15 protein-coding genes and 1 riboswitch are annotated in these 16,141 nt (G+C 69.4%); of the genes, 4 read left to right on the top strand and 11 right to left on the bottom strand.

The window, feature by feature from the left end:
- Positions 1-94 precede the first annotated feature (94 nt).
- Complete coding sequence (locus ACZ6I1_RS14195) at positions 95-817, top strand: rhomboid family intramembrane serine protease (RefSeq protein ID WP_469286858.1); 723 nt, start codon at positions 95-97, stop codon at positions 815-817.
- Complete coding sequence (locus tag ACZ6I1_RS14200; protein ID WP_008738815.1) at positions 814-1,095, top strand: Lrp/AsnC family transcriptional regulator; 282 nt, start codon at positions 814-816, stop codon at positions 1,093-1,095. Before ACZ6I1_RS14195 ends, ACZ6I1_RS14200 begins: the two co-directional genes overlap by 4 nt.
- A 345-nt stretch (positions 1,096-1,440) precedes the next feature.
- Here ACZ6I1_RS14200 and ACZ6I1_RS14205 read toward each other — a convergent pair whose 3' ends face one another.
- The 7 genes from ACZ6I1_RS14205 to ctaE all read right to left on the bottom strand — a co-directional run bounded on the left by ACZ6I1_RS14205 (position 1,441) and on the right by ctaE (position 9,297).
- Positions 1,441-2,046, bottom strand: a complete 606-nt coding sequence (locus ACZ6I1_RS14205) for a hypothetical protein (protein WP_469286859.1) — start codon at positions 2,044-2,046, stop codon at positions 1,441-1,443.
- Positions 2,047-2,059: 13 nt separating this feature from the next.
- Positions 2,060-3,460, bottom strand: coding sequence for an aminotransferase class V-fold PLP-dependent enzyme (locus tag ACZ6I1_RS14210; protein WP_469286862.1), 1,401 nt, complete (start codon positions 3,458-3,460; stop codon positions 2,060-2,062).
- Positions 3,461-3,678: 218 nt separating this feature from the next.
- A riboswitch (SAM riboswitch) is annotated at positions 3,679-3,795 on the bottom strand.
- A gap of 84 nt (positions 3,796-3,879) precedes the next feature.
- Complete coding sequence (gene trpD / locus ACZ6I1_RS14215) at positions 3,880-4,944, bottom strand: anthranilate phosphoribosyltransferase (protein ID WP_469286864.1); 1,065 nt, start codon at positions 4,942-4,944, stop codon at positions 3,880-3,882.
- A 166-nt stretch (positions 4,945-5,110) separates the two neighbouring features.
- Entirely contained in the window at positions 5,111-6,742 is a 1,632-nt protein-coding gene (gene qcrB / locus ACZ6I1_RS14220; protein ID WP_469286866.1) for a cytochrome bc1 complex cytochrome b subunit, read from the bottom strand.
- Positions 6,739-7,794, bottom strand: a complete 1,056-nt coding sequence (qcrA, locus tag ACZ6I1_RS14225) for a cytochrome bc1 complex Rieske iron-sulfur subunit (protein ID WP_469286868.1) — start codon at positions 7,792-7,794, stop codon at positions 6,739-6,741. The genes qcrB and qcrA overlap by 4 nt, the downstream gene beginning before the upstream one ends.
- A complete protein-coding gene (qcrC, locus tag ACZ6I1_RS14230) occupies positions 7,791-8,600 on the bottom strand; it encodes a cytochrome bc1 complex diheme cytochrome c subunit (protein ID WP_469286870.1) in 810 nt (269 codons plus the stop codon). The genes qcrA and qcrC overlap by 4 nt, the downstream gene beginning before the upstream one ends.
- Before the next feature lie 76 nt (positions 8,601-8,676).
- A complete protein-coding gene (ctaE, locus tag ACZ6I1_RS14235) occupies positions 8,677-9,297 on the bottom strand; it encodes an aa3-type cytochrome oxidase subunit III (protein WP_030036314.1) in 621 nt (206 codons plus the stop codon).
- Positions 9,298-9,496: 199 nt separating this feature from the next.
- Between ctaE and ACZ6I1_RS14240 the strand changes: the two genes are divergently transcribed.
- A complete protein-coding gene (locus ACZ6I1_RS14240; protein WP_215140598.1) occupies positions 9,497-9,901 on the top strand; it encodes a DNA-binding transcriptional response regulator in 405 nt (134 codons plus the stop codon).
- A 54-nt stretch (positions 9,902-9,955) separates the two neighbouring features.
- Here ACZ6I1_RS14240 and ACZ6I1_RS14245 read toward each other — a convergent pair whose 3' ends face one another.
- The 4 genes from ACZ6I1_RS14245 to ctaC form a co-directional block, all read right to left on the bottom strand.
- Positions 9,956-11,200 (bottom strand): L,D-transpeptidase, encoded by a 1,245-nt coding sequence (locus ACZ6I1_RS14245; RefSeq protein WP_469286872.1) that lies wholly within the window; start codon positions 11,198-11,200, stop codon positions 9,956-9,958.
- Positions 11,201-11,317: 117 nt separating this feature from the next.
- Complete coding sequence (locus ACZ6I1_RS14250; RefSeq protein WP_469286874.1) at positions 11,318-11,716, bottom strand: cytochrome c oxidase subunit 4; 399 nt, start codon at positions 11,714-11,716, stop codon at positions 11,318-11,320.
- Positions 11,713-13,449, bottom strand: a complete 1,737-nt coding sequence (gene ctaD / locus ACZ6I1_RS14255) for an aa3-type cytochrome oxidase subunit I (RefSeq protein WP_469286876.1) — start codon at positions 13,447-13,449, stop codon at positions 11,713-11,715. Before ctaD ends, ACZ6I1_RS14250 begins: the two co-directional genes overlap by 4 nt.
- The gene (gene ctaC / locus ACZ6I1_RS14260; RefSeq protein ID WP_469286879.1) at positions 13,446-14,435 is read right to left on the bottom strand and encodes an aa3-type cytochrome oxidase subunit II; all 990 of its coding nucleotides are present in this window, start codon (positions 14,433-14,435) and stop codon (positions 13,446-13,448) included. Before ctaC ends, ctaD begins: the two co-directional genes overlap by 4 nt.
- 283 nt (positions 14,436-14,718) lie before the next feature.
- On the opposite strand from ctaC, the gene ACZ6I1_RS14265 reads away from it, so the two are divergent.
- Positions 14,719-16,098, top strand: a complete 1,380-nt coding sequence (locus ACZ6I1_RS14265; RefSeq protein ID WP_469286881.1) for an aminotransferase class V-fold PLP-dependent enzyme — start codon at positions 14,719-14,721, stop codon at positions 16,096-16,098.
- Positions 16,099-16,141: the final 43 nt, after the last annotated feature.

The raw sequence follows: 16,141 nt of genomic DNA on the forward strand, positions 1-16,141 counted from the left end.
GCTGAGCCGCCCGCGCCGATTGGGCGGACGCCGGCTCGTAACCCTACGGCCTGCCACCGCCTCGGGTGGGGTGGGTTGCGTCATGCTCTGTCACATGATCGTAAGGTGGCAGGCCGTTCGCGAGGCCGCCCGGGGACCGGTGGTCACCCATGCGCTGATCGCCGGCTGCGCCCTGGTGTTCGTCCTGGGCCCGGCCTCGGGTCTGAACCCGGCCTACGGGACCGGCGAGGGGCTGCTGACCGCCGGGACGGAGTACTTCCGGCGCTGGGGAGTGGTCCCGGACGAGTTGTTCACGGGCCGCCCGCGGGCCTGGCTGACGCCGCTGACCGCGCTGTTCGTGCACGGGAGCTGGCTGCACCTGCTCGGCAACATGCTCTTCCTCCACGTCTTCGGCGCGATGGCGGAGGAGCGGATGGGCCGGCCGGCGTTCCTCGTGTTCTACGTCTGTACGGGGTACGTGGCCCTGGCGGCGTACGCGGCGGCCAACGCGGGGTCCGCCCAGACGCTGGTCGGGGCGTCCGGGGCCATCTCGGCCGTGCTGGGCGCCTTCCTCTACCTGCTCCCGCGGGCCAGGGTGACGAGCCTGTTCCCCTTCCTCTTCTTCCTGCCGCTGCGGTTCCCGGCGTGGATCGTGCTGCTGTTCTGGTTCGCCCTCCAAGGGGTGGCGGCGCACCGTGCGGGCAGCGGTCCCGGGGTCGCCTATCTGGCCCATCTGGTGGGCTTCTCCGTCGGCTTCCTGTACGCGTGGGCGCGCTATCGGCCTGCGACTAGAGTGGAGCGACCAGCGACGGCCACCGAGGGAGACAGTCAGCCGTGATCACCGCGATCGTGCTCATCAAGACCAGCGTGGACCGCATCCCCGAGATCGCCGAGTCCATCGCCGCGCTGGACAGCGTCAGCGAGGTCTACTCCGTCACGGGGACGTACGACCTGATCGCGCTGGTCCGCGTGGCCCGCCACGAGAACCTGGCGGACATCATCCCGGGCCGCATCAGCAAGATCCCGGGCGTCGAGGCGACCGACACGCACGTGGCGTTCCGTACGTACTCGCAGCACGACCTCGAGGCGGCGTTCGCGATCGGCCTGGACGCTTAGCGCTGGGCCCCGCCGTCTGCCCTGCCTTCGCCCGGCCGGGGCTCCGTCCGCCCTCCCCTGCCTCCGCCCGGCCCCCGGGGCTCCGCCCCGGACCCCGCGCCTCAAACGCCGGCGGGGCTGGGTTTGGCCCCCTGCCCGGGACCGGCCCGCCGGCCCGTCCGCGGGGTCCCTCCGGGGCGTCTCCTCGTCGTCGCGCACTGAGGCACCGCTCGATGCGGAGGGCGGTTGCGCGCTCCTCCTGCGGGGACGCCCCGCAGTGCCCCCGCTCCCCACGCATGCCGAGCGCCCCTGGGCCGGGAGGACACGGGCGGGGCACCACCCCAACAGACCGGTCCCGCCCATCGGTCATACGCCGGCCAGCTCCGGCAGGCGCTCGCCGGGCCGGGCGGGGCGGCCCTCCGAGAGCCAGAAGAGGTAGTCGCGCAGGTATTCCTCGAGGCCGCGGTCGATGTGGGCGGTGAACGCGCGGGCCCCCGCCGAGGCCTCCCGCTCGTAGACGCTCTCCGACGCCGACCAGCGGCGGTCCAGGGCCACGGCCCACTCCCGCACCCCTCCCCGGTCGCGCCACCAGTCCCGGACCAGCTCGGGCGTCCAGCGCAGGTCCCCGTCACCCGCGTAGCCGCACATCGGGTCGCACTCCGCGGCGCAGAGGACCGCGTAGGTCTCCTGCTCGTCGCGGGGCTGCCGGTAGACGAACTCCTGGTTGTGCTCGCCGTCGTACATCACGTTCGCGGGCGCGCAGTCGTGGCCGGTCCAGCAGGTGTCCGTGCCGGCGCCGTAGAACGGACCGGGTACGTTGCGCCAGTTGCGCTCGCTCCACTGGTCGGGCTCGCACGTGCTCGCCGACCCCCTGCTCCAGTCGGACACCGGCGGACGGGTGCCCGGCCCCCAGTGGGGCAGGTGCGTGCCCGCCACGGCGCGGACGGTCGGTATCGGGTCCCAGTAGGTCATGGTCCGCAGACTGTCAGACGGCCGGGACGCAGCGGCCGTCCTCGGTGCGGTACTGCCACTTCGCGCCGTCCGCGACGAGTTCGCGTACCGCGCGGACGAAGCGGTCCACGTGCTCGTCGGGGGTGCCGGCGCCGAAGCTGACGCGGACCGCGTTGAGTGAGGGGGCGCCCGGGGCCGCCTCGGGGGCTCCGCATGCGCCCTGGGCCTGCGGCTCGCTGCCCAGCAGGGTGCGGACCAGCGGGTGGGCGCAGAACAGGCCGTCGCGGACGCCGATCCCGTACTCCGCGGACAGCGCGGCCGCGAAGTGGGAGCTGTTCCAGCCGTCCACGACGAACGAGATGACGCCGACGCGCGGGGCTTCGTCGCCGAACAGCGAGAGGACGCGGACCGCCGGAACGTCGGCCAGGCCCTCGCGGACCTTCGCGATGAGGTGCTGCTCGCGGGCCACCAGGTTCTCGAACCCGGCTTCCCGGAGGGCCCGGCAGGCGGAGGCGATCGCGTAGACGCCGATGACGTTCGGGGAGCCGGCCTCGTGGCGGGCGGCGGTGGTGTGCCACTCGACGTCCACGCCGCCGTCCGCGCGGCGGGCGACCGTGCGGGAGGCACCGCCGCCGGCCAGGTACGGCTCCGCCTCCTGGAGCCAGTCCGCGCGGCCGGCGAGGACGCCCGAGCCGAAGGGGGCGTAGAGCTTGTGGCCGGAGAAGGCGACCCAGTCCACGTCGAGGTCCCGGACCGAGACGGGGTGGTGCGGGGCCAGCTGGGCGGCGTCCAGGACGATCCGCGCGCCGTGGGCGTGCGCGGCGGCGGCGAGCTCCTTGACCGGCCACAGCTCACCGGTGACGTTGGAGGCGCCGGTGACGCAGACCAGGGCCGGGCCGTAGGGGTCGCGGTCGGCGAGCGCCCGCTCCAGGGTGGCGACGGCCTCGTCCGGGGTGCGGGGCGCGTTGAGGTAGGTGACCTGCGCGTCCGTCCACGGCAGCAGCGAGGCGTGGTGCTCGGTCTCGAAGACGAAGACCTGGCAGCCGGCCGGGAGGACGGCCGCGAGCAGGTTCAGGGAGTCGGTGGTGGACCGGGTGAAGACCACCTGATCGGTGGGGCGGCAGTCCAGGAACTCGGCGACCGTGACCCGGCTCTGCTCGAAGAGGTCGGTGGAGAGCTGCGAGAGGTAGCCGGCGCCGCGGTGGACGCTGCCGTAGTACGGGGCGTACGCGGCCACGTCGTCCCAGACCCGCTGGAGCGCGGGGGCGCTGGCCGCGTAGTCGAGGGCCGCGTAGGCGACCTCGCCGCCGGTGACGAGCGGGACGGTGACGTCCCGGCCGAGGACCGGCAGCGGCCCGGCACAGGCGAGGTCGACGGTGTCGGTGGTCACGGCGGCGGCGGTGGCGGTGGCGACGGCAGTCAGGGATGCGGACATGGCGGAATCTCCCGGCAGGCAGGGGTGAATGGCTTCGGTGTGCCCGTACGCGGCCACGGCGCGGCGCCGTGCGGCGGGGTACGGGAAGTCCTCGGAGCTGAACGGGGGTACGCCGAAACGACCCTGTCCGAGGGGTGAAGAAGGGGCGGAGTCGCCCTATCGCATTCGCTTGCTCACGGAAAACGCTCCTCGAGAGACCAGGACCCCTGGTGTCGAGGGATCCGCGCTTGCCGTAGGCCTTGCTGCCTACGACCTGGTCATCACCCGGGGCACCCCGCCACGGAAGGAGGGTTGCCGGACAGCAAGCCGGGGCCTAAACGCTGTCACTCGTGACCTGGTCAGCATCCTGCCACAAGATCCCGCACGCGCAAGGCCCCGGTCCAGCATCCGGACCGGGGCCTTGACCGAAAAGCGCGGGGTCAGGCGTTGCTGGCCGCCACCCACCGCTCCAGTGCCGCCCGGGCCGCGCCCGAGTCGACGGACTCCGCCGCACGGGCGATCCCGGCCGCGATCTGCTCCTCCAGGCTGCCCGTGCCCGGGTCCAGCGCCACCAGGGCCGCCGCCGAGTTCAGCAGCACCGCGTCCCGGACCGGGCCCGTCTCGCCGGCGAGCAGGCGGCGGGCGATGTCGGCGTTGTACGAGGCGTCCGCGCCGCGCAGCTGCGACACGTCGACCAGGGGGATGCCCACGTCACGGGGGTCGAAGGGCTGCTCGGCCACCTCGCCGTCGCGGACCCACCACACCCGCGAGGTGGCGGTGGTGGTCAGCTCGTCCAGGCCGTCGTCGCCGCGGAAGACGAGCGCCGAGGAGCCGCGGTCGGCGAGGACGCCGGCCACGATCGGGGCCACCCGGGGGTCCGCGACGCCAGTGGCCTGGGCGCGGACCTGGGCCGGGTTGGTGAGCGGGCCGAGGAAGTTGAAGGTGGTGCGGATGCCCAGTTCCTTGCGGGCCGCGGCCACGTGCCGCAGCGCCGGGTGGAACTTCACGGCGAAGCAGAAGGTGATGCCGGCCTCCTCCACGACCTCCGCCACCCGCGCCGGGGTGAGGTCCAGGTTGACGCCGAGCTTCTCCAGCACGTCCGAGGAGCCGCTCGCGGAGGAGGCGGCCCGGTTGCCGTGCTTGACCACCTTGGCGCCCGTACCGGCCACGACGATCGCCGACATCGTGGAGATGTTCACCGTCTTGGCCCCGTCGCCGCCCGTGCCGACGATGTCCACCGTCCGGCCCGGCACCTCGATGAGGTTGGCGTGCGCGTACATGGCCCGGACCAGGCCGTTGATCTCCGCGACCGTCTCCCCCTTGGCCCGCAGCGCGACCGCGAAGCCGGCGATCTGGGCGTCGGTGGCCTCGCCGCGCATGATCCGGTCCATGGCCCAGGCGGTGTCCTCCGCGTTCAGGTCCCGTCCGGTGAGCAGCGCGTCGAGTACGCCCGGCCAGCCACGGGCCGCCACGCTGTCGCCGCCTGCCGGGGTCGCAACGTTCATGGTCCGCTCCTGCTGCTCGTCGCCCGCTGTTGTGGGGGCCCACACCGAATGGGAAGGCCTTCAGCCTATCCAGCCCCGGAGACGGCAAAGAGCCCCGTCCAGACACTGGACGGGGCTCTCGCCGTGGCGACACCGGGACTGGCCGGAACCAGTCCCTCAAACGGGATCAGTGGTGGCCGTGGCCGCTCTGGATCTCCTTGTACTCCTCCACCGTGGGCTTCGGAATCTGGTTGCCCTCGGCGTAGAAGCCCTTGCTGAGCTTCGCGCGCAGCTTCTCGCCGAGCTTCACCTTGCGCACGACGCCGTTCTCGTCGACCGTCGGGCCGATCTCGATCGGCTCGTAGGTGACGTACGAGGTGAGCGTGTGCAGCTTGTCCTGCGAGAGCGGCTCGTGGACCTCGACGAACTCACCGTGCGGCAGGCGCTTGATGATGCCGGTCTCGCGACCGTGCAGCACCTTGTCCCGGTCCCGGCGCTGGAGGCCGAGGCAGATCCGCTTGGTGACGATGAAGGCGAGGACCGGGACGACGAAGAAGCCGATCCGGACGAACCAGGTGATCGAGTTGATCGACAGGTGGAAGTACTGGGCGAACATGTCGTTGCCGCCGCCGATGAGGAGCACGATGTACTCCGCGATCCAGGCGACACCGAAGGCCGTACGGGTCGGGACGTTGCGTGGGCGGTCCAGCAGGTGGTGCTCGCGCTTGTCACCGGTGACCCAGGACTCGATGAACGGCCAGACGGCGATCGCGCCCAGGACCAGCGGGAAGAGGATCAGCGGGATGAACACGCCCAGGACGAGCGTGTGGCCCCACAGGTTGATCTCCCAGCCGGGCATGGCTCGGATCAGGCCTTCCGGCATACCCATGTACCAGTCGGGCTGCGCACCGGTGGACACGTGGTCCGGGCGGTACGGGCCGAGCGCCCAGATCGGGTTGATCGAGGCGATCGCCGCGACGGCCGCGATGACACCGAAGACCAGGAAGAAGAAGCCTCCGGCCTTGGCCATGTAGACCGGCAGCAGCGGCATGCCGACGACGTTGTTGTTCGTCTTGCCGGGGCCGGGGAACTGGGTGTGCTTGTGGTAGAAGACCAGGATCAGGTGGGCCACCAGCAGGCCCATCATGATGCCGGGCAGCAGCAGGATGTGCACCGAGTAGAACCGCGCGACGAAGTCGCCGCCCGGGAACTCCCCGCCGAACAGGAACATCGACAGGTACGTGCCGACGACCGGGACGGACAGGATGGCGCCCTGCATGAAGCGGACACCGGTACCCGAGAGCAGGTCGTCCGGCAGCGAGTAACCGGTGAAACCGGTGAACATGCCGAGGACCAGCAGCAGGAAGCCGAAGATCCAGTTGATCTCGCGCGGCTTGCGGAACGCACCGGTGAAGAAGACGCGCATCATGTGCACGACCATCGCCGCGACGAAGATCAGCGCGGCCCAGTGGTGGATCTGGCGGATGAGCAGACCACCGCGGACGTCGAAGCTGATGTCCAGGGTCGAGGCGAAGGCCTCGGACATCATGACGCCCTGCATGGGCACGTACGAGCCGTGGTACACGACCTCGTTCATGCTCGGGTGGAAGAACAGCGTCAGGTACACACCCGTGAGGATGATGATGATGAAGCTGTAGAGGCAGATCTCACCCAGCATGAAGGACCAGTGGTCCGGGAAGATCTTGCGCATGTTGGCCTTGGCCAGGCCGTAGATGCCCAGGCGGCCGTCCGCCCAGTCGGCCATGCGCTCGCCGGCGGGCGCTTTGCGCGCCGTCTTGGTGTCAGTCGCAGTACTCATCCGCGCTCCCAGAATGCAGGACCGACGGGCTCTTCGAAGTCGCCGAGCGCTTCGAGGAAGCCTTCGTCATTCACACCGATCCGCAGCTGCGGGAGCGCGTGACCAGCCGGGCCGAAGATGACACGGGCGCCGTCGGAAAGGTCGAAGGTGGACTGGTGGCACGGGCAGAGCACGTGGTGCGTCTGCTGCTCGTACAGGCTGATCGGGCAGCCGACGTGGGTGCAGATCTTGGAGTAGGCCACGATCCCGTCGTGGGACCACTCCAGCTCCTGCTTGTCCTTGATGTCCTCCGGCTTGATCCGGACGATCATCAGGGCGGCCTTGGCGATCTGGACCTGGAAGTCGTGCTGCTCCTCCTCCAGGCCTTCCGGCATGGCGAAGGTCAGCGAACCGACCAGGACGTCCTCGGGACGCAGCGGCTCCATCGTGTTCTGGTTGATGAGCAGCTTGCCCTTGGCCCACAGGGTCTTGCGCAGCTTGTCCTCGGGCAGCGGGCCCAGGTCGCGCATGATCACGACGGCGGAGAGCGGCAGCATGGCCAGCGCACCCAGCAGCGTGTTGCGGATCAGCGGGCGGCGGGCGATGCCCGACTCCTCCGCGCCGTCGCGGAAGTCCTGCATGACCTGCGCCTTGACCTCCGGCGGAGCCGCGATCTCGTGGCGCTCGGCGGCGACCTCGACGTCGGACATCAGGGTGCGGGCCCAGTGGACCGCGCCCGCGCCGATGCAGAAGAGCGCCGTGCCGAGGGTCATGCCCAGCGCGAAGTTGAGCGCGCTGACCTTCCCGAGCGGGAAGATGTACACGATCTTGTCGACCGGGATGGTCACGTAGGCGGCGATGAAGGCCACCGTGGCCAGCATCGACAGCGTGAACAGCATCGCAACGGTGCGCTCGGAGCGCTTCGCCGCACGCTCGTCGATGTCCTGGATGCGCGGCTTGTGGACCGGCAGGCCCGGGTCGGCGAACGGGTCGTCCGCAACCGCTACGGCACCGTGGTGCGCGTCGCCCTGCTCACTCGGCAGGTGCTTCTCTTCGGGAATGTCTTGACTCATGACTTCTTGGCCTTAGCGGTGTGGGCCGCGACCCAGACGGCAACAGCGATCAGCGCACCCAGACCGAAGATCCAGCCGAACAGACCCTCGGAAACGGGACCGAGGCCGCCGAGCTTGAGGCCACCGGGGCTGGTGGACTTCTCGCCGTTGACGTTCTCGAGGTACGCGATGATGTCCTTCTTCTGCTTCTCCGGCATGGTGCCGTCCGGGAAGGAAGGCATGTTCTGCGGGCCGGTCAGCATGGCCTCGTAGATGTGCTTCGGCGAGACGTCCTCAAGGTTGGGGGCGTACTTGCCGTTCGTCAGGGCGCCGCCCTCGCCGGTGAAGTTGTGGCACTGCGCGCAGTTGTTGCGGAACAGCTCACCACCATTGGCGATGTCGGCACCTGCCGGGTCGTACTGCTTCTCGGTCGGCGTGATCGGACCGGCACCGAGGGAGGCGATGTACGCCGCCAGCTGGTCGATCTGCGCCTGCGAGTAGACGGCGGGCTTCTTCGGCACCTGGGCGCCGGGCTGCTGGGCGGGCATGCGGCCCGTGCTCACCTGGAAGTCGACGGCCGCGGAGCCGACGCCGACCAGGCTCGGGCCGTCAGAGGAACCCTGACCGCCGGTTCCGTGGCAGCTTGCGCAACCCACGGCGTAGAGCTTCTTGCCCTCCTCGATGGCGAGGGACTGGGCGGTTTCTTCGGCCTGCGCCTTGCCCGCGGGCGCGAAGGCGGCGTACAGCCCCCCAGTGGCCGCCAGCGCGAGGAGTAGAACGACGACCGCCGCCAGCGGATGGCGTCGTCGTGCGGAGAGCTTTTTCACGGATTACCCCGGTGTCAGGATCTTCTGCGTCGGTGTGTCTGGATGGAGTGCCGGGTCGGGCCCGGTGACGTGTTCGCTACTTGATCAGGTAGATCGTCGCGAAGAGGCCGATCCAGACGACATCGACGAAGTGCCAGTAGTAGGACACGACGATGGCCGACGTGGCCTGTTCGTGGGTGAACCTCTTGGCCGCGTACGTCCGGCCGAGGACCAGCAGGAAGGCGATGAGACCGCCCGTCACGTGCAGACCGTGGAACCCGGTGGTCAGGTAGAAGACCGAGCCGTACGGACCGGACGAGAGGCTCATGCCCTCGTGCTTGACCAGCTCGGTGTACTCGAACACCTGGCCGCCAATGAAGATCGCACCCATGACGAACGTGATGATGAACCACGTCCGGAGCTTCTTCACGTCACCGCGCTCGGCGGCGAATACGCCGAGCTGGCAGGTGAGCGAGGAAAGCACCAGGATCGTCGTGTTCGTCGCCGAGAAGGGCAGGTTCAAGGCCGAAGCCTGCTCTGTCCAGTACTCGGGGCCTGTCACTGATCGCAGGGTGAAGTACATCGCGAAGAGGGCCGCGAAGAACATCAGCTCGGAACTCAACCAGATGATGGTTCCGACGCTGACGAGGTTCGGCCGGTTGACCGTCGGGTGCGCGTGCCCGGTATCTACTGTCGTTGCTGTCGCCACGACCGACATTATGTCGGTCGCTTATCCCGCCCTCACCCCGGGGGGTGCCGTTCGGAGTGTCCGGGGCGTGTGCAAGGCCCGAACGGCCCATCAGATGAGCCAATGAGCGTCTCGTGCGAGGGTGTCCGAACGGATGTTGACAGCGCGGCGGGAGGAGTAGCATCCCGCGCAACATCAACGTGATTCACGTGACACGTGGAGGAACGAAATGCGGGCGACTGCGCGGGTTCTGGTCTACAGCGACGACGCGGGCACCCGGGAGCAGGTGCGGCTGGCGGCAGGGCGCAGGCCGGCCGCGGACCTGCCGCCGGTGGAGTTCCTGGAGTGCGCGACGCTGCCGGCGGTCCTGACCGAGCTGGACGCGGGCGGCATCGACGTGTGCGTGCTGGACGGCGAAGCGGTTCCGGCCGGGGGCATGGGCGTGTGCCGGCAGATCAAGGACGAGATCTTCCGGTGCCCGCCCGTGCTGTTGCTCATGGGACGCCCCCAGGACGCCTGGCTGGCCACGTGGAGCCGCGCGGACGCCGCGGTGACCCTTCCGGTGGACCCGGTGGAGTTCGCGGACGCCTTGGCGGCCCTGCTGCGCTCCCGCCTGTCCTCCTCGGCCGCCTGACGGGCCGTCCGCGGGCCCACGGGGTGCCGTGGGCCCCCGCGGAGGGGCCGGGGGTCAGACGGTGGGGCGCAGACGGGCCTGGTCGACGGGGCTGCGGCCTTCCTGGGTGCCCTTGAGGAGGGCGCTGCCCTGGCGCCAGTCCTTCCAGTCCATGTTCCAGTCGCCGAAGCCGTTTCCGAAGATGTCCATGTCGTCGCCGATGCTGTTGATCACCTGGACGATGTCGCCTTCGGTGATGTTCTCGTAGAACCAGGCGGCGTTGCCGGTGCTCATGCCGGTGCATCCGTGGCTGACGTTCGCATAACCGTGCGAGCCGACGGACCACGGCGCGGCGTGGACGTATTCACCACTCCAGGTGACGCGAGTGGCGTAGTAGACGGGCAGGTTGTAGTACTCGCTGCCGCCGATGCCGACGGTGTCCCCGCGCATCTGGACGTAGTACTGCTTGCCGAGCACCACCTTGACGCCGTTGCGGGTGGAGAAGCCGGGCTTTCCGGTGGTCACCGGAATGGTGTTGATCACTTCTCCGTTGCGCTTGAACGTGAGGTAGTGCGAGGCGGCGTCGGTGGTGACCTCGACGCGGTCGCCGATCTCCAGTTTCAGCGGCTTGGCCGCGGCCCCGTAGAGGGCGTCCTGGATCAGGACGCCCTCCAGGTTGCTCCGTACGGAGACCTCCGTGTTGGCCGGCCAGTACTCCTTGGGGCGGTAGTGGAGCCTCTTGTCGTCGACCCAGTGCCAGGCGCCCTCGACACCGGCGGGGGCGGTGACCACGAGGCCCCGTTCGACGACGGCGCGGGCGGCCTTGTCCTTGACGGGTTCGCTGAGGTCGGCCGTGAGGGGCTGTCCGACGCCGTATTTGCCTTCCTCGGGCCCGAATTCCACCTTCAGGACACCTTTGGCCGGGGTGGTCTCGAAGGACATCGTGCGCTGGCCGGGGGCGCCCTCGCCGTTCTCGGTGCTGACGGTGACCGTGTAGCGGACGCCCGCCGCCATGGACGCCGTGTTGTGCCAGCGGTCGCCCTTGGCGGACAGTTCGCCCGCCAGCCGGCGTCCGTGGGTGTCCACCACGGTGACGTCGGTGATGCGGGCCTCACCCCCCTTCGTGGTGACTTCGAGGGGCTTGTTGGGGTCGACGGGGCGCCCGCCGGCGGCCTGGTTGAAGGCGACTTGCTCGCCCGCGTCGTACGGGCGGGCTGACAGCGGGTTGTCGCCGGACCCGCATGCGGTGGCGCCGGCCCCGAGGGACGCGACCAGCAGGGAGCAGCTGAGTACCGTCCAAAGACGCGGTGAGTGCTTCATGGAGCCAACGCTATGAAGATATGACAATTACGGCGCGTGGAGTGACTGCAAACGAGGGGCCCGGACCCCTCCGAAGAGGTGTCCGGGCCCCAGGTTCACCGAGTGCTACGGGTCTTGCTACTGGTTCTGGTTCTCACCGCGGTAGTACTCGTACACCCAGCCCCACAGGCCGATCAGGATGATCGGGGCCGAGAAGTACATGAGCCACCAGCCGAAGATGACGCCCATGAACGCGAGCGCGCCACCGATGCCCAGCGAGAGCGGCTGCCAGCTGTGCGGGGCGAAGAACCCCAGCTCGCCCGCCTCGTCGGCGACGTCGGCCTCCAGGTTGTCCTGGGCCATCTCGTCGACGCGCTTGGCCGTGAAGGCCAGGTAGTAGCCGATCATGACGCTCAGGCCGAAGGCCAGGAAGAGCGCGGTGGTGCCTACGGGCTCCTTCGACCACACGCCGTACACGACGGCCATGATCAGGATGAAGAAGGAGAGCCAGAGGAACATCTTGCCCTGGATCTTCACTTGCCGGCCTCCTTGTCACCGGTGAGCGCCTTGGTGCCACCGGCGGTGTGGTCCTCGAGGTGGTCGAGGGCCGCGATCTCCGGGTGGTGCAGGTCGAACGCCGGGGATTCGGAACGGATCCGCGGCAGGGTGAGGAAGTTGTGCCGCGGCGGCGGGCAGGAGGTGGCCCACTCGAGTGAACGGCCGTAGCCCCACGGGTCGTCGACCTCGATCTTCTTGCCGTACTTCGCCGTCTTCCAGACGTTGTACATGAAGGGGAGCATCGACAGGCCGAGCACGAACGAGCTGATCGTGGAGATGGTGTTCAGCAGGGTGAAGCCGTCGGCCGCGAGGTAGTCCGCGTACCGGCGCGGCATGCCCTCGGCACCCAGCCAGTGCTGCACGAGGAAGGTGCCGTGGAAGCCGATGAACAGCGTCCAGAAGGTGATCTTGCCGAGGCGCTCGTCCAGCATCTTGCCCGTGAACTTCGGCCACCAGAAGTGGAAGCCCGCGAACATCGCGAAGACCACGGTGCCGAAGACGACGTAGTGGAAGTGCGCGACGACGAAGTACGAGTCGGAGACGTGGAAGTCCATCGGGGGCGAGGCCAGGATGACGCCGGTCAGACCACCGAAGGTGAAGGTGACCAGGAAGCCGATCGTCCACAGCATCGGAGTCTCGAAGGACAGCGATCCCTTCCACATGGTGCCGATCCAGTTGAAGAACTTCACACCGGTCGGTACCGCGATCAGGAAGGTCATGAAGGAGAAGAAGGGCAGCAGCACACCGCCGGTGACGTACATGTGGTGGGCCCACACGGTCACCGAGAGACCGGCGATCGCGATCGTCGCCGCGATCAGACCGATGTAACCGAACATCGGCTTGCGGGAGAAGACCGGGATGATCTCGGAGACGATGCCGAAGAACGGCAGCGCGATGATGTACACCTCTGGGTGTCCGAAGAACCAGAAGAGGTGCTGCCACAGCAAGGCGCCGCCATTGGAGGCGTCGAAGATGTGCGAACCGAACTTGCGGTCGGACTCCAGCGCGAAGAGCGCGGCGGCCAGCACCGGGAAGGCGAGCAGGACCAGGACACCGGTCAGCAGCACGTTCCAGGTGAAGATCGGCATGCGGAACATCGTCATGCCGGGAGCGCGCATGCAGATGATCGTGGTGATGAAGTTGACCGAGCCGAGGATCGTACCGAAGCCGGAGAAGGCCAGACCCATGATCCACATGTCGGCGCCGATGCCCGGCGAGCGGACCGCGTCCGACAGCGGGGAGTAGGCGAACCAGCCGAAGTCGGCGGCACCCTGCGGGGTGACGAAGCCGGCCACCGCGATGGTCGAGCCGAAGAGGTACAGCCAGTACGCGAACATGTTCAGCCGCGGGAACGCCACGTCGGGCGCGCCGATCTGCAGCGGCATGATCCAGTTCGCGAATCCGGCGAACAGCGGCGTCGCGAACATCAGCAGCATGATCGTGCCGTGCATCGTGAACGCCTGGTTGAACTGCTCGTTCGACATGATCTGCGTACCCGGACGGGCCAGCTCGGCGCGCATGAAGAGCGCCAGGAGGCCGCCGATGAGGAAGAACACGAACGAGGTGACCAGGTACATCGTGCCGATGGTCTTGTGGTCGGTGGTGGTGAGCCACTTCACGACCACGTTGCCCGGCTGCTTGCGCCGTACCGGCAGCTCGTTCTCGTACGAGTCAGCTGCGGCGGCACCCTGGGATTCGTTGAGGATGCTCACAGTGTGTTCGTCTCCGCATTCCGGGCCGGGTCGGTCTGCTTGATGCCGGCCGGGAGGTAGCCGGTCTGGCCCTTCTCCGCCAGTTCCTTCAGGTGCGCCCGGTACTCCTCGGGCGAGACCACCTTGACGTTGAACAGCATCCGGGAGTGGTCGACGCCGCAGAGCTCGGCGCACTTGCCCTTGAAGGTGCCGTTCTCGGTCGGGGTGACCTCGAAGACGTTGGTGTGGCCCGGGATGACGTCCTGCTTGAACAGGAAGGGCACCACCCAGAAGGAGTGGATGACGTCGTTCGACGACAGGATGAAGCGGACCTTCTCACCCTTGGGCAGGTAGAGGGTCGGGCCGGGCCACGTGACGCCCTCTGCCGCGCGGTCCGGGTTCACGTCGCTCGGGACGCCCTTGGTGTAGACGCCTTCGGCGCCCGCGGGGAAGTCCTTGGTGAAGCGGTCCGGGATGGAGGCGAGCTCCTTGGGGACCTCGCCCGCCTTCGGGGTCGCCGCGTCGCCGTCGACGTCCTCGATGTAGTTGAAGCCCCAGCTCCACTGGTAGCCGACCACGTTGATCGTGTGCGCCGGCTTGGCGGAGAGGGCGAGCAGCTTCGACTCGTCACGCGCGGTGAAGTAGAAGAGCACCGAGACGATGATGAGCGGGACCACGGTGTACAGCGCCTCGATGGGCATGTTGTACCGGGTCTGCGGGGGGACCTCCACCTTCGTCCGGCTGCGCCGGTGGAAGATGACGCTCCACATGATCAGGCCCCACACCAGGATGCCCGTGATGAGCGCGGCCGCCCAGGAGCCCTGCCACAGGGAGAGGATGCGCGGCGCCTCCTCGGTGACCGGCGTCGGCATTCCGAGGCGGGGGAAGCTTTTCCAGTTATACGAGCAACCAGTGGCGGTCGCCAGGACCGCGCCCGCAGTCAGCGCCTGCAGCAGCTTCCGCCGCATCGGGCGCCGCGGCGAGCGGTCGGAGCCGTAGGGACTCACGTAGCGCCTTCCCGAGAGTCTCGGCCCGCGCGGCCGGCCGCGGCCGTGTTCGGGTCGGTCGCCGGCCCTGACGCAGGCAGGGGTTTGGATGTTTATGCGGACCAAACCCTACTGGACGCTATTTGGGGTCGCGCGGGGAGGGTGCCCAACGCGCCGCTACTGCCCCCGAAGGGATGGATCCGCCGTCCGGGGGATGCTGCGAGCGGCCCTGAATGGGGGCCTCCGGAAGACTTCTGACGGCCCCTGACCTCGGGCGCTGCCGGTAGCCGGTTAGCGTGCGCGTATGCCGTACTTCGACACCGCGTCCGCCGCCCCTCTGCACCCCGTGGCCCGGCAGGCGTTGCAGGCCTCCCTGGACGAGGGCTGGGCCGATCCGGCCCGCCTGTACCGGGAGGGCAGGCGGGCGCGCCTGCTGCTGGACGCGGCCCGGGAGGCGGCGGCGGAGGCGGTGGGATGCCGGGCCGACGAGCTGGTGTTCACTCCTTCGGGGACGCACGCGGTTCACACGGGGGTCGCGGGGGTCCTCGCGGGGCGCCGGCGCGTCGGGAACCGGCTGGTCCTGTCGGCGGTCGAACACAGTTCTGTACTCCACGCGGCACAGGTGCACGAGGCCGCCGGAGGCACCGTCACCGAGGTCCCGGTGGACCGGTACGGCGCGGTGACCGCCGCCGGGTACGCGGACGCCGTGGGCCCGTCGACCGCGCTGGCCTGCCTCCAGTCCGCCAACCACGAGGTGGGCACGGTCCAGCCGGTGGCGGAGGTGGCCGGGGTCTGCGCGGAGGCGGGGGTACCGCTGCTGGTGGACGCGGCGCAGTCGCTGGCCTGGGGGCCGGTGGAGGGCGCCTGGTCCGTGCTGGCCGCCAGCGCGCACAAGTGGGGCGGCCCGCCCGGGGTGGGGCTGCTCGCCGTCCGCAAGGGAGTCCGCTTCTCCCCCCAACACCCGGCGGACGAGAGGGAGTCGGGCCGCTCCCCCGGCTTCGGGAACCTTCCCGCGATCGTGGCGGCGGCCGCGTCCTTGCGGGCCGTACGGGCCGAGGCCGAGGCGGAGGCGGACCGGCTGCGGATCCTGGTCGACCGGATCCGGCGGCGGGTGGTCCGGCTGGTCCCGGACGTGGAGGTGGTCGGCCATCCGGACCGCCGGCTGCCGCACCTCGTCACGTTCTCCTGCCTGTACGTGGACGGCGAGATCCTGCTGCACGAGCTGGACCGGGCCGGGTACTCGGTGTCCTCGGGCTCCTCGTGCACGAGCTCGACGCTGACTCCCAGTCACGTGCTGCGGGCGATGGGGGTCCTGTCGGAGGGCAACGTACGGGTGTCCCTGCCGACGGGGACCACGGCGGAGGAGGTCAACGGGTTCCTGGAGGTGCTGCCGGGGGCGGTGTCCGGGGTGCGGGAGCGGCTGGGCGTCGCCGAAGCGGTGCCGCCGGTCGCGGAGTCGGAGTCCCTGGAGCTGGACGCGCTGGGGCTGCGGTGTCCGCAGCCGGTGATCGAGCTCGCCGCCGCCATCGGCCGGGTCCCGGTGGGCGGCACGGTCACGGTCGTCTCCGACGACGAGGTGGCCCGGCTGGACATCCCGGCGTGGTGCGGGATGCGGGGGCACGCGTACCTGGGCGAAGCCGAGCGGCCCGTGGGGGTCGCGTACACGGTGCGGCGCCTCACCTGACGGACCACGGGCTCCGCCGGCGCACCGGGGCCGGGTCCGGGAC

It is taken from the genome of Streptomyces sp. NPDC046303, assembly GCF_055588085.1.

Coding starts and splice junctions, on each gene's coding strand:
- ACZ6I1_RS14195 (WP_469286858.1), top strand. CDS start 95: ATGATCGTAAGGTGGCAGGCCGTTCGCGAGGCCGCCCGGGGACCGGTG.
- ACZ6I1_RS14205 (WP_469286859.1), bottom strand. CDS start 2,046: ATGACCTACTGGGACCCGATACCGACCGTCCGCGCCGTGGCGGGCACG.
- ACZ6I1_RS14210 (WP_469286862.1), bottom strand. CDS start 3,460: ATGTCCGCATCCCTGACTGCCGTCGCCACCGCCACCGCCGCCGCCGTG.
- trpD (WP_469286864.1), bottom strand. CDS start 4,944: ATGAACGTTGCGACCCCGGCAGGCGGCGACAGCGTGGCGGCCCGTGGC.
- qcrB (WP_469286866.1), bottom strand. CDS start 6,742: ATGAGTACTGCGACTGACACCAAGACGGCGCGCAAAGCGCCCGCCGGC.
- qcrA (WP_469286868.1), bottom strand. CDS start 7,794: ATGAGTCAAGACATTCCCGAAGAGAAGCACCTGCCGAGTGAGCAGGGC.
- ctaE (WP_030036314.1), bottom strand. CDS start 9,297: ATGTCGGTCGTGGCGACAGCAACGACAGTAGATACCGGGCACGCGCAC.
- ACZ6I1_RS14240 (WP_215140598.1), top strand. CDS start 9,497: ATGCGGGCGACTGCGCGGGTTCTGGTCTACAGCGACGACGCGGGCACC.
- ACZ6I1_RS14245 (WP_469286872.1), bottom strand. CDS start 11,200: ATGAAGCACTCACCGCGTCTTTGGACGGTACTCAGCTGCTCCCTGCTG.
- ACZ6I1_RS14265 (WP_469286881.1), top strand. CDS start 14,719: ATGCCGTACTTCGACACCGCGTCCGCCGCCCCTCTGCACCCCGTGGCC.